The organism is Paenibacillus sp. J22P143 (assembly GCF_059692035.1).
Genome location: NZ_JCAUAQ010000009.1, coordinates 91,622 through 103,435 on the forward strand (window position 1 = coordinate 91,622; position 11,814 = coordinate 103,435).

At 47.7% G+C, this 11,814-nt stretch carries 12 protein-coding genes; 10 read left to right on the forward strand and 2 right to left on the reverse strand.

Annotated features, from left to right (window positions below; all coding sequences use genetic code 11):
- Positions 1 to 11: 11 nt before the first annotated feature.
- The 5 genes from AC58PQ_RS15365 (at position 12) to AC58PQ_RS15385 (ending at position 5,334) form a co-directional block, all read left to right on the forward strand.
- The gene (locus tag AC58PQ_RS15365) at positions 12 to 2,120 is read left to right on the forward strand and encodes a molybdopterin oxidoreductase family protein (RefSeq protein ID WP_497242900.1); all 2,109 of its coding nucleotides are present in this window, start codon (positions 12 to 14) and stop codon (positions 2,118 to 2,120) included.
- 397 nt (positions 2,121 to 2,517) lie between these two features.
- On the forward strand, positions 2,518 to 2,739 hold the full coding sequence (locus AC58PQ_RS15370) for a helix-turn-helix domain-containing protein (RefSeq protein ID WP_028556998.1): 222 nt from the start codon (positions 2,518 to 2,520) through the stop codon (positions 2,737 to 2,739).
- Between the two features lie 153 nt (positions 2,740 to 2,892).
- The gene (locus AC58PQ_RS15375) at positions 2,893 to 3,567 is read left to right on the forward strand and encodes a DUF6483 family protein (protein ID WP_497242902.1); all 675 of its coding nucleotides are present in this window, start codon (positions 2,893 to 2,895) and stop codon (positions 3,565 to 3,567) included.
- 47 nt (positions 3,568 to 3,614) lie between these two features.
- On the forward strand, positions 3,615 to 4,346 hold the full coding sequence (locus AC58PQ_RS15380; protein WP_497242904.1) for a class I SAM-dependent methyltransferase: 732 nt from the start codon (positions 3,615 to 3,617) through the stop codon (positions 4,344 to 4,346).
- Between the two features lie 10 nt (positions 4,347 to 4,356).
- On the forward strand, positions 4,357 to 5,334 hold the full coding sequence (locus AC58PQ_RS15385) for an MBL fold metallo-hydrolase (RefSeq protein WP_497242906.1): 978 nt from the start codon (positions 4,357 to 4,359) through the stop codon (positions 5,332 to 5,334).
- Positions 5,335 to 5,390: 56 nt separating this feature from the next.
- Here the strand turns inward: AC58PQ_RS15385 and AC58PQ_RS15390 are convergent, their stop codons facing one another.
- Entirely contained in the window at positions 5,391 to 6,353 is a 963-nt protein-coding gene (locus tag AC58PQ_RS15390) for a phosphatidylglycerophosphatase A family protein (protein ID WP_497242908.1), read from the reverse strand.
- A gap of 257 nt (positions 6,354 to 6,610) precedes the next feature.
- Here AC58PQ_RS15390 and AC58PQ_RS15395 point away from each other — a divergent pair, with 257 nt between their 5' ends.
- From AC58PQ_RS15395 to AC58PQ_RS15405, 3 genes are all read left to right on the forward strand, one after another.
- Entirely contained in the window at positions 6,611 to 7,663 is a 1,053-nt protein-coding gene (locus AC58PQ_RS15395) for a GerMN domain-containing protein (RefSeq protein WP_497242910.1), read from the forward strand.
- 183 nt (positions 7,664 to 7,846) lie between these two features.
- On the forward strand, positions 7,847 to 8,605 hold the full coding sequence (gene rph / locus AC58PQ_RS15400; RefSeq protein WP_497242912.1) for a ribonuclease PH: 759 nt from the start codon (positions 7,847 to 7,849) through the stop codon (positions 8,603 to 8,605).
- Entirely contained in the window at positions 8,589 to 9,236 is a 648-nt protein-coding gene (locus tag AC58PQ_RS15405) for an XTP/dITP diphosphatase (protein WP_497242914.1), read from the forward strand. Before rph ends, AC58PQ_RS15405 begins: the two co-directional genes overlap by 17 nt.
- Positions 9,237 to 9,321: 85 nt before the next feature.
- Here the strand turns inward: AC58PQ_RS15405 and asnB are convergent, their stop codons facing one another.
- Complete coding sequence (gene asnB / locus AC58PQ_RS15410) at positions 9,322 to 11,166, reverse strand: asparagine synthase (glutamine-hydrolyzing) (protein ID WP_497242916.1); 1,845 nt, start codon at positions 11,164 to 11,166, stop codon at positions 9,322 to 9,324.
- 187 nt (positions 11,167 to 11,353) lie between these two features.
- On the opposite strand from asnB, the gene AC58PQ_RS15415 reads away from it, so the two are divergent.
- Both AC58PQ_RS15415 and AC58PQ_RS15420 read left to right on the forward strand, forming a co-directional pair.
- Positions 11,354 to 11,467, forward strand: coding sequence for a DUF4023 family protein (locus tag AC58PQ_RS15415; protein ID WP_082595252.1), 114 nt, complete (start codon positions 11,354 to 11,356; stop codon positions 11,465 to 11,467).
- Positions 11,468 to 11,654: 187 nt separating this feature from the next.
- Positions 11,655 to 11,786 carry a hypothetical protein gene (locus AC58PQ_RS15420; protein WP_497242918.1) on the forward strand — a complete coding sequence of 44 codons (132 nt, stop codon included), beginning with the start codon at positions 11,655 to 11,657 and terminating at the stop codon, positions 11,784 to 11,786.
- The last annotated feature ends 28 nt before the right edge of the window (positions 11,787 to 11,814 follow it).

Consider the following 11,814-nt stretch of genomic DNA (forward strand, 5'->3'; position numbering starts at 1 on the left):
GGGTGGGGTGCGTGAAATCAGCACTAGTCACATTAACGGATGAACAGCCCTCCTCCCATTGTTGCTTTTGCAGTATGCAGTGTGGATTGGAGATCTTACCAAGTGAAAAAACAGAAGGTCTCACGATTAAACCGAGCCCGAATTTCCCAGTTGCGACAGGACGTTTATGTCAAAAAGGCTTGAACGCATTGGAACATGTCATTCATTCGGAACGTATTTTAGAGCCGCTTCATAGGGAGAGGGCTAGAGTAGGTCAGTGGAAGCCGGTGTCTTGGGCAAGCGCTTATTCGGATATTGCTCAAAGGATTCATGCATTGCAGGCTGAACATGGGCGTGATGCCATCGGTGTCTACGGCGGCGGATCTTTAACAAATGAAGTAAGTTACTTACTAGGTAAGTTTACACGTGTGGCATTGAGGTCCAAATATATTGATTATAACGGTCGGTATTGTATGTCATCGGCTGCGGCGGCGAGCAATCAAGCGTTTGGAATCGATCGTGGGATGACGATGCCATTATCGGAAATCCCGAATGCAACATATATCATCCTAGCAGGTACGAATATCGCAGAGTGCCAACCTACGATGATGCCGTATCTACTGGAAGCCAAGAAAAAAGGTGCCGTGATAGTAACCATCGATCCGCGTAATACAATGACCTCCAAAACAGCGGATATTCATGTACGGCTTCAACCAGGCTTCGACTCTGTCTTCATTAATGGGCTCCTTCATGTGATGATTGAAGAGAACCTCGTTGATCAGAAGTTCATTCATTCACGTACATCTGGTTTCGAACAAGTGAAAGAAGCTGTCAAGTCGTTTACCCCAGCTCGCGTTGAGTATTTAACAGGCGTACTTGAAGCCGTAATTCGTACAATTGCTCGTGGCTTCGCAAAAGCGGAGACGGGAATCGTACTTACCGCAAGAGGCTTGGAGCAGCAAGTGAATGGGGTGGAGAACACACTCAATTACATTAACCTGACACTGCTCACGGGTAAAATAGGGCGTCCAGGCTGCGGATATGGGGCTGTGACTGGTCAAGCGAACGGTCAAGGAGGCCGCGAGCATGGGCAAAAGGCCGACCAACTTCCAGGCTATCGATTGATCGAAGATCCTGCTGCACGCGAGCATGTGGCAAAGGTATGGGGGATCGATCCAAGTGAGCTGCCGGGAAAAGGCGTTTCTGCTTATGAGCTGCTGCAAAAAATCGATGAAGGTGAGATTAAGGCACTAATCGTGCTAGGCTCCAATCCATTGGTTTCTAGTCCGAATAACAAAATGGTAGAGCGTGCCTTACAAAAGCTAGATTTACTCGTAGTCGTTGATATGTTCGAGACCGAAACGGCACGGTATGCGCATTATTTATTACCTTGTTCGTCGTTTGCTGAAGCGGAAGGAACCATGACCAACCTCGAAGGGCGTGTGTTCCATCGGAAGAAAGCCATGGAGCTGCCGGGGAATTGTAAGCTCGATTTCCACATCATCAGTGAACTTGCAGGAGCACTCGGACGGGGCACCTACTTTCAATATGCGGGTATTGAAGAGGTGTTTCGTGAACTAGCTGCAGCAACCGAAGGTGGCAAAGCTGATTATAGCGGTATCACCTATGCGCGCCTGCAAGCAGAGAAAGGGATCTTCTGGCCTTGTCCGAAGGCTGAGCATCCAGGAACACCGCAATTATTCCAAGATCGTTTCCATCATGCGGATGGTAAAGCCAAATTATTCGGCATTCAGCCTAAAATGCCAGCAGAGCCCATTGATGCCGATTATCCTTTCGTTCTGACAACAGGCCGTCTGGCCAACCATTATTTAAGCGGTGCGCAGACGCGTCGAACCGAGGCCTTAAATAAGAAGGCCCCCGTTCCGGTTGCCGAGATTCATCCTTCTTTGGCCAAGCGAATCGGCCTAACGATGGAACAGAAGATCCGGATCACAAGCCGGCGTGGATCGATGGAGTGTTTGGTCAAAGTGACCGAAGGGATTCAACCTCGTACTGTCTTCGTCCCTTTTCATTGGGGCGACGAGCATTCGATCAACGTGTTGACGAATGATTCCTTGGATCCAACGAGTCGTATGCCGGAGTTTAAAATTTGCGCAGTGAAGGTTGAGCGAGTGGATTAGATCGCTAGAAATGAAACAACCCAGTTGGTAGTTCCAACTGGGTTGTTTGCTGTTAGGTTTACCCACAACGCTGATCGACCTGCCGCTAGAAGTAACTTTTGGATATAGATGGATTTTGTGTAGTTAATTTAGCTCATTTTAGTGTGTCCGAGAGAAATGGGTTTAAATAACTACATTTTTTCCATCTAATCGGGTGTTTCGATGAAATTCTCAAGAAATAGCTGCAGAAAATCCAGTTAATGTATTCCTTAAGTAGGATTGTAAACGGTTAAAAGTATTCCGCCTATTTTTCTCTAGATACCGCACCATTGACACCAGCCCTTCATAAACTAATTTTGACTGTATCCCTTAACCTTGTAATTCCCAATACCCGAGCAAGGAGGGGTGACACACATCCATGGGCAGCGACCACAAAAACAAATTTTTACTTACGAACCGCGAACGCGAAGTATTCGAACTCTTAGTGCAGGACAAAACGACAAAGGATATCGCACAGCAGCTTTTCATAAGTGAAAAGACTGTGAGGAATCATATATCGAACGTCATGCAAAAGCTGAACGTAAAGGGTCGTTCACAAGCGGTTGTAGAACTGATTAAGCTTGGGGAATTAAAGATCTGATTCCGTCAGCAAAGGGATCCATGTAAGCCACCCACCCTCCTTCGGAGGGAAACGGGGGCTTTTATGTTTGAATAGTGATCTATTTTTGAGTTTCCTCGCTAGGCGTGGTAAGCTGAATTGAGGTGTATTTGAAACCGAAAGGGGCTGCTACAGATGTTCAGGCGTGATTATTTGATGCGACAGATTGAACAATTGACGGTGGTGCTGCATCGGATTCTTTTTAATAAAGAACATATCCCGATTGAGGATGCGCAGAGACAGTTAGATGAAGTGAGTCGTCATTTATTGGGTTTGAATATTCGTTCCCTCCAATCTTTGTCCAGTAAGGATATTCTAGAATTGCTATCCTATCAGGGGAGCATTGATACGGCGAAGGCACTCGTGATCAGTGATATGTTTGTGGGGCGAGGTAATCTGCTACATCAGCATGAGGAGAAAGACGAGGCTTATTGGGCATACCTGAAGTCCTTGGATCTACTTTTACATTTGTCACTGTCGGAAGAAGTTGAACCGGATGCTGAGGTCAATCAGGAGATTGCCTCTCGCATGGCCCAGAGCTGGGATCATCTTAAAGGTTGGGGGATTCCTGAGGAGACCCAGAGGATGCTTTTTTCACATTATGAGAAACAAGGCAATTATGCGAAGATTGAAGATGTTTTGTTTTATTATATGGAAGACTATCCCCAGAAGTCAGAGCTGCCGAGGCAGGGTCTTATTTTTTACGAAAAGCTGTTGCAGGTAGAGGACAAGCAATTGAAGGCGGGGAATTTTAGCAAGGAAGAAGCGATTGAGGGTTTGCGGATTATGAAACAGAGGCTGCTCTTATAACATTTTATTCGTAGAATTTTAATCACAAAGCTGAAGGTGTTGAAAAGATGGCGTGGTACCAAGAAAGTTTTGGAAATGACTATTTACTTGTTTATAAACATAGAGACATGCAAGGCGCTTATCACGAAGTGAAAAAAATGGTGAATTGGTTAGAGCTGGAGCAAGGGGCTCGTCTTTTGGATCTGTGCTGTGGGATGGGGCGGCATTCGATGGCGCTTTCGGAGTTCGGTTTTGCGGTGACTGGTGTGGATTTGTCAAAGGTGCTGCTGCAGGAAGCGGTCAAGCTTGATGGAGATGGGCAAGTGAAATGGGTTCACGGAGATATGCGGGATGTGCCGTTAAGCGAGCCGTTCGATGCGATTGTGAATTTATTTACGTCGTTTGGTTATTTTGATGAGGATGAGCAGAATGAGAAAGTGCTTCATGAAATGCATCGGCTGTTAAAAAAGGAAGGTCGATTCATCATCGATTTTCTGAATCCAGTCTTTGTGAAGGCGAACTTGGTGGCGCAATCGGAACGTAAGGAAAATGATTTGACCATTCGCGAGACGAGAACGATTGAAGATGGCTGTGTGCGCAAACGGATCTTGATCTCGCAAGAGGGTGAACCTGATCGTCATTATTTGGAGCAGGTTAAGCTATACGAGCGTCCCGTATTTGAGGCTATGTTGCAAAAAGCTGGTTTACACATTGATCATGTTTACGGGGGCTATGAAGGTCAGATTTACACGCCTGAAGCTTCAAGTCGGATGATTTTTGTTGGACACAAGGAAGGATGACAACGCGGATATGAACGTCGTGACCGTACATACAGATGAAATAACGCAAGTGAAGGTTCCGCTGCCATTTCCTTTAAGATGGGTAAATGCCTACCTAATCCGCGGCAGTCGCGGATACACCGTGATCGATCCGGGGTTGCATACCCCGGAAGCTGAGGCGCTCTGGCTGCAGGTGCTGCAGGAGCAAGGGATTGCGTTTGAGCACGTGGAACAAATCGTGCTCACCCACCACCATCCCGACCACTACGGGATGGCCGGTTGGTTCCAGGAGCGCACGGGCGCGCCGGTTCTCCTATCGGAGACCGGCTACGCACAGGTGCAGCTCTTGTGGGGCCAGGAGCAGCCGATGTCTCCGCTGCTCCTAGAGCTTTTCGCCCGGCACGGCTTCCCTGAAGCCGGGCTGGAAGAGATGACGAAGCACATGGTGAGCTTCGTCGAGATGGTTTCCCCGCAGCCGCAGGTAACCCTGCTGCGGGAAGGGCCTGTGCGCCTCGGCGACCGCGTCTATGAAGCCATCGAGACCCCTGGCCATGCCGCGGGCCATCTCGTCTTCTACGACGCTGAGGCGCAAGTGATGTTTTGCGGCGACCACGTCCTGCCGCAAATATCGCCGAACGTTTCCTTCCTCCCGCAGGTGGAAGCAAACCCGCTCGGCGCGTACCTGAGTAGCCTGCAGGAGATCAGCAGGCTGCCGGTTGTGATGGCTTACCCGGGGCACCGGGAGCCGTGGCAGGGCTTTGGCGCGCGCGCAGAGGAGCTCGTGCGCCATCACCATGAGCGGCTCGCGCTCATGGAAGGGCAGCTAAGCGCGCCGCAGAGCGCTTATGAAGTGTGCCGGGCGACGTTCGGCGACCGGCTGAGCGTCCATCAGCTGCGATTCGCGCTGTCGGAGACGATCGCGCACTTGATCCTGCTGGAGGCCGAAGGCCGCATCCGGCAGGTGGATCCGCTTGCAGATCGCGTTTACTACGTCGCGACATCTATATAAAGAAAAAACCTCTAACAATTGTTAGAGGTTTTTTCTATGCTTCATCACAATAAGTCTCATTTCAAAGGCTTACTATACGTCGGCGTATGATTATGCGCCAATCGCCCACATGCCGCCGCCACAATTCCACATACCATATCATCGATAAAGGTATTGCATTTGCCATCCGCGTGATCACTATCGAGTCTCTCGATAATGCCAATTTTTTCTTTATCAAGGTATCCGAAATTCGTGAGTGCAATAGTCCCGTACATGAGGGGGACGGCGGTTGCAATGCTTTCATCTACACCGAAGAGACCTTCGTCCATCCCCACAATGTGATTATATTGGGGATTGAATTCTTTGGCTTCGACGGCCGTATCGATTTTGATCGCGAGCTGTAGCGCATGAAAAGTTTGCTGCTTGCGAAGCACGGCTAGGATATTTTCTTCGCAGAGACTTCGAGGCATATCTGGATTGTAGGGACGCTGTAACTGATCAAGAATTTCGACCATATCATCCAAAAGCACTCCCCGTGCCTCGAGCATTTGCAGATTACGTTTGGAGTAGTCGCTTTTCACACTGTCCGAAATAATCACACTGGCAGTTGATGCGACAATCGCACAAATTCCTTTGGAGATGAAGGATTTAGGTCTTTTTGTGGGAAAAAAGAAGCGGAATTTACAGTCGATGAAGCCGAAAAGCGATATCGCTCCGCTTCCATATAAACCGCAGATCGACATCGCAATCGTGCGATGTACGTTATAGGCGGGGTCTTTCATGCTAGCTAGCAGCTCAGCATCATGCTTCACCTTTTTCTGGAGCTCCATCAGGGTGGACATGACGTTAAATGTTTCAGTTTTACTTAAGACACCTAATAAGGTGGTTGTGATCAAGTCGGTGGGGATCTTCTTAATGCCTTTTATTTCAACGAGCAATCTTGCAACTGCTTCCTCGATGACAGCTTGTGGATAATGACTGAAAACCTCTTCTCGAAACTCATTGAAAATGAGGGTCTTTTCCTTCAAAAATGTTCTCATAACAAGCACCTCCTTGTTCAAATATCCGTAAGTTCATGTTTCACTTGAACATTATTTTGGGTTCGTACAGGTATTCAGTATAGCATATGAGTTCGAATTGACGAAGATGGGTTATTTATACACATGACAAGCAGATTTTTTATGAAAAGGTGGACAAAAAGTAGTTATAAATCGGACAAAGCCCCGTATACATAATAATACGAAAAAGCATCGTACAGGCCATGCGAATAGCAAAACTCGAAGGAGGAAATAAGCAAATGAAACATCAACATTGGATTCGTTCAGCCGCATTAGCGGGGGTGATTGTTCTACTGACCACGGGATGTTCGATTTTGGGCAGCGGAAAGAAGAGTGACATCGATGCACCTCCGACATCGGGTGCAGAGGTAGACGCGAAAACGACTTCAGCTGCGGTTACAGTCGACATGACCGAAGATATCACATCCCAAATGACCGTTTATGTGAAAGATGCCAAAGGCTTTGTCACCCCATTAAGTCTAGCATTACCTAAGACACTCTCCGTTGCTAAGACAACACTAGAGTACATGGTGGACGGCGGTCCAGAAACGAGTCAGCTGCCTTCCGGGTTCCAAGCTCTTCTACCTAAGGGGACTAAAGTCATTAGCTTAAATGTGAAAGCGGACAAAAGCGCCACGGTAGATTTCTCCAAGGAGTTCCTCAATTATGATGTGAAGGATGAGCGCAAGCTCCTAGAGGCCATTACGTGGAACTTAACGAACTTCCCTACGATTGATAAGGTTCAGCTGCGAGTGGACGGTAAGGATTTGAAAGAAATGCCGAAAGCCAGGACGCCGCTGGATGCGCCATTAGCTCGTTCCATGGGGATCAATTTGGAGAAAGCGGAGGATACTGAATTTGGTCAAGCCACACCGATTACCCTCTATTTCTTAAATCAAAATGATCAAAACTACAAATATTACGTGCCTGTAACTCGCCTTATTAAACGAACAGATGATGTGGCTAAGGCTGTTGTGGATCAGCTAATTAAAGGGCCTGATCAGAAAAAGGGGCTTGCTGCCGTCCTAAATGCAACTACGATCGTGAATAGCGTCAAGCCTGGCGAGGGTCTTATCACGGTGGACTTCTCCAAAAATCTGCTGGGTGCTGATCAGAAAGCTTCTGTGGATGCCTTGCAATCTGTCATCCTGTCGTTAACGGAGAATACGACTTTCAAACAGGTGCAAATTAAAGTGGATGGCGCAGTGAAAATTACATCCACGGATGAGAAACAAAACTATAGTAAACCTGTCCTTCGACCTACCCATATCAACCCTGCTTCTAAGCTCTAAAAGATGAGATGAACCCACGAACTGCTAGGTTACCCAACTGTTCACAAACAGGGGAGTAACCTAGTGGTTTTTCGATTTTATTCCGTATTCACTTGCGGCAGGATGCTTTTCCTTGGTGAGTTTGATACAATGGGGCGTAAGGATCATCGCATTAGATGGAGCAACAGGAGGAGAAAGACTTTTATGAGAATTGGTGGAAGAACCGATCAAGAACTGCGACCTATGCAAATAACCCCTCACTATATAAAACACGCAGAAGGCTCGGTCCTCATTGAGGTAGGGGATACGAAAGTCATTTGTACAGCTACGATAGAAGAACGTGTTCCCCCTTTTATGAAAGGGCAAGGGAAAGGCTGGGTTACAGCAGAGTATTCCATGCTGCCGCGAGCAACGCAAGTTCGGAATCAACGTGAAGCGGCAAAAGGGAAGCTCGGTGGACGGACGATGGAAATCCAACGACTTATTGGGCGGGCACTTCGTTCCGTTGTTAACTTGGAAGCGCTAGGCGAAAGATCCATAACATTGGACTGCGATGTGATTCAAGCTGATGGTGGCACAAGAACAGCGTCCATTACTGGCGCATTTGTTGCTATGGCTTTCGCCATAAACAAGATTGCAAATGATAAACATCTAACCAAGTTCCCGATCAACGACTTTCTTGCAGCTGTCAGCGTGGGTGTCATTGGCGATACACCGAAGCTGGATCTTAATTATGAAGAGGATTCCAAAGCGAAGGTAGATATGAACGTCGTTATGACGGGTCAAGGTCAATTCGTTGAGGTCCAAGGAACAGGTGAGGATGCCCCTTTTTCACGTAAGGAGCTGGATGAATTACTGGCGTTAGCAGAAGCAGGTATTAACACCATGATTGACGTACAATCGGGTGTGCTAGGACCGATCGCTGATCGTATTCGAGGTGCCCAGCATGCGGCTACAAAGTAATTTTGTTGTTATCGCAACACGTAATGAAGGCAAGGTGAAGGAATTCGCAAAGCTTTTCGGAGCTAAAGGCTATAAAGTTCGCAGCTTGGCTGATTACACGGATTTACCGGAAATCGTTGAGAGTGGGAAAACCTTTGCTGAGAATGCGCGGATCAAGGCACAGATTATCTCGGCGCATCTTCATGTACCTGTACTTGCTGATGATTCTGGATTATGCGTTACGGCATTAGGCGGTGATCCTGGTGTATTTTCGGCCCGCTACGCGGGAGAAGATGCATCGGATGCTGACAATAATGCGAGGCTTCTCCAAGCTTTACATGAACTGAAGGATAAAAGTGGGGTGTCTGCTGGGGAAGGTCATCCCCCGTTACTCAGTGAGGCTTCCTTCGTTTGTGCGCTCACCTTGATTGATCCCGTGGCGAATGAAGTGATCGAAGCAGAGGATGTCTGCCAAGGCTACATTATTCATGAGGAACGAGGCGAGGGTGGCTTTGGTTATGATCCATTGTTCTATATTCCATCCCTGGGCCGAACGATGGCTGAGCTGACGATGGAAGAAAAGAATGAAATGAGCCACCGCGCCAAAGCCCTTCGCATGTTCCTGGATCAACTTCCTGACCAAACCAACTAATATACGCCAAAAAGACCTGCAACCACGTGAATTCGCGGACGCAGGTCTTTTCATTTTTATTTCTTCAGTCTTGCTTCGGTCTTATCTATCGAATCGATATCTTATATGTCCGCAGCCACATATCCACTTGAGCCAAATAAGCGAATAGCTGAGGACCCGTCATTAACTGCCCGAACCAAGGCAGATCGAAATCGTTCGACTCCGAGCTGGCGAGTGCGCGAATCTTTTTGACATCGATGAAAGGTAAGATAGGGGACGAAGGATCATCCAGAATTTCAAGTACCCATTTTCGTACAGCTGTTAAATAATTCGGGTTATGCGTTTTGGGATACGGACTTTTCTTCCGTGTGAGCACATCTTCAGGTAATACGCCTCTTAATGCTTTACGCAAAATGCCTTTTTCCCGATCACCCGAAGTCTTAATCTCCCAAGGAATGTTCCACACATATTCAACAAGACGATGATCACAAAACGGAACGCGGACCTCGAGGCCAACGGCCATACTCATGCGATCCTTACGATCCAGAAGCGTCGGCATGAAACGCGTAATGTTCAAATAGGACATTTCCCGCATCCGATTCTGGGCCTTCGTTTCACCAGCTAAGCGAGGTACCTCGCTTAAAGCTTGCTGATATCGGTTGCTCACGTACTCAACAGGTTTAATCCAATCGTTGAAGTCCGGCGCAAGCAGGTCGACCCGATTTGCAAGCTTGAGTGACCAAGGGAAGGTGTTCGCTTCGAGTGCTTCTTCATTGTGGAACCAAGGGTATCCACCGAATATTTCGTCGGCTGCTTCACCAGAGATGGCAACCGTGGCTTCCTTTTTAATTTCGCGGCAAAATAAATAAAGGGACCCATCGACATCGGCCATCCCTGGGGTATCACGAGCTATCACGGCGGCCTTCAAGGATTCTACGAGCTCAGGTGTGTCAAATTCAATATAATGATGCTCGGTGCCCAGATGGTCGGTCATGCGCTTGATCCAAGGTGCATCCGAGTTGGGTTGGAAAATATTCGCCTTGAAATGCTTATCATTATCCTTGTAGTCAACGGAGAAGGTGTGAAGCGGCCCTTGCCCGCTTTCTTTGTAATGAGCGGCAGCGAGCGCGGTAAGCGCGCTAGAATCAAGACCGCCGGACAATAACGTACAAATGGGAACATCAGAGACCAGCTGGCGCGCGGCGGTGTCGTTAAGCAAATGCTGCACCTGTGCGGCAGTAGCGGGAATATCGTCAGGATGCTGATGACTTTCCAGCTTCCAATACGTTCGAATAGATAATCCGTTACGGTCGAAAATAGCAAACTGACCTGGCTTTAGCTCCGACATGTTGCGGTAAATCCCATGTCCAGGCGTCCGAGCCGGTCCAACTGCGAATATTTCTGCAAAGCCTTCAGCGCCAACCTCTGCTTTGAAATCAGGGTGAGCTAGAATCGCTTTCGGTTCAGAGCCAAACAATAGCACACTATCCTGATGAGAATAAAAAAGCGGCTTTACGCCGAGTCTATCTCGTACCAAGGTCAGTGATTGTTCTTGATCATTCCACGCCGCGAAGGCGAAAATACCGTTCAAGCGGTCAATGCAGGCTTTTCCCCACTCGATGAAAGCAACCAGCAGCACTTCGGTATCACAAGTCGTGCGAAAGTGATGACCGCGTAGCTCGAGCTCTTTTTTTAACTCTGGGGCATTATAGAGTTCGCCATTATATACGATGGTATACGTATAGTCGCCTTGTTTGCGGACCATCGGCTGAGCGCCGTTCTCAGGATCCATTACGCTAAGACGTCGATGTCCAAGGGCACAATGCTGTGAAATCCAGGTACCTGAGGCATCGGGTCCACGCAGTTGGAGCGTTTCCGTCATATTTTCTAGAATGGACGGGTACCCGGTCAAGTCTTTCCGCCAATCTATCCAACCCGTTATTCCGCACATAGACGTTCCTTCCTTTCTTTTGAAGAGAGCATAATGATAAAGGGTATGCAAATGGAAGGTATTAAATGTCTGTCCAGCAAGCGGGAGAGCAGCAGGTCGTGGATTTTGTGTGGAAGGTGTTTAAATTTTGAGTTTCTGTGACATTATAAAAGGGTAATGCCATTCTTTCTTCAGGAGGCGAGTGCTCATGGATAGTCATTTCATTAGCAAGCTGCATGAGAAGCAGAGGAAAGCCGAGAAGAATAAAAGGACACAAGGTGACGGTCATACAGGCAAGAATTTGCCTCATAAGATGCACTAACGTCGTTTGGCATGAGCAAAAGCCTGTAGGGAGAGATCCCTACAGGCTCTTTGTTTTAATGGCTTGTCGCACCCGCTGAGTAATAGACTCGCACCCCGAGTCATGGTGAAGATATCCAGCATATTCAGCACGGAAACCCTCCATACTAATGTAGCTTTCATTCTATGAGTAGAAGGAGTTGCTTACCATGGGTAAAAAGAAAAATATGGACCAGAAAACGCAAAGTACGATCGATAACTCGAAACAATCATCGCGTATTCAATCGAATCTGGATTCAACGGAGCCAGGTCACCATCAACCGAACAGGCCATCTGTGTAAAAAGAAGTTCGTTGCAGCACCCTTGCAG

Bases quoted from the DNA above. Each gene is read 5' to 3' on its own strand.
- AC58PQ_RS15420 (WP_497242918.1), top strand. From the start codon at position 11,655: ATGGGTAAAAAGAAAAATATGGACCAGAAAACGCAAAGTACGATCGAT.
- AC58PQ_RS15405 (WP_497242914.1), top strand. From the start codon at position 8,589: ATGCGGCTACAAAGTAATTTTGTTGTTATCGCAACACGTAATGAAGGC.
- AC58PQ_RS15370 (WP_028556998.1), top strand. From the start codon at position 2,518: ATGGGCAGCGACCACAAAAACAAATTTTTACTTACGAACCGCGAACGC.
- AC58PQ_RS15380 (WP_497242904.1), top strand. From the start codon at position 3,615: ATGGCGTGGTACCAAGAAAGTTTTGGAAATGACTATTTACTTGTTTAT.
- AC58PQ_RS15375 (WP_497242902.1), top strand. From the start codon at position 2,893: ATGTTCAGGCGTGATTATTTGATGCGACAGATTGAACAATTGACGGTG.
- AC58PQ_RS15415 (WP_082595252.1), top strand. From the start codon at position 11,354: ATGGATAGTCATTTCATTAGCAAGCTGCATGAGAAGCAGAGGAAAGCC.
- asnB (WP_497242916.1), bottom strand. From the start codon at position 11,166: ATGTGCGGAATAACGGGTTGGATAGATTGGCGGAAAGACTTGACCGGG.
- AC58PQ_RS15390 (WP_497242908.1), bottom strand. From the start codon at position 6,353: ATGAGAACATTTTTGAAGGAAAAGACCCTCATTTTCAATGAGTTTCGA.
- AC58PQ_RS15385 (WP_497242906.1), top strand. From the start codon at position 4,357: ATGAACGTCGTGACCGTACATACAGATGAAATAACGCAAGTGAAGGTT.
- AC58PQ_RS15395 (WP_497242910.1), top strand. From the start codon at position 6,611: ATGAAACATCAACATTGGATTCGTTCAGCCGCATTAGCGGGGGTGATT.
- rph (WP_497242912.1), top strand. From the start codon at position 7,847: ATGAGAATTGGTGGAAGAACCGATCAAGAACTGCGACCTATGCAAATA.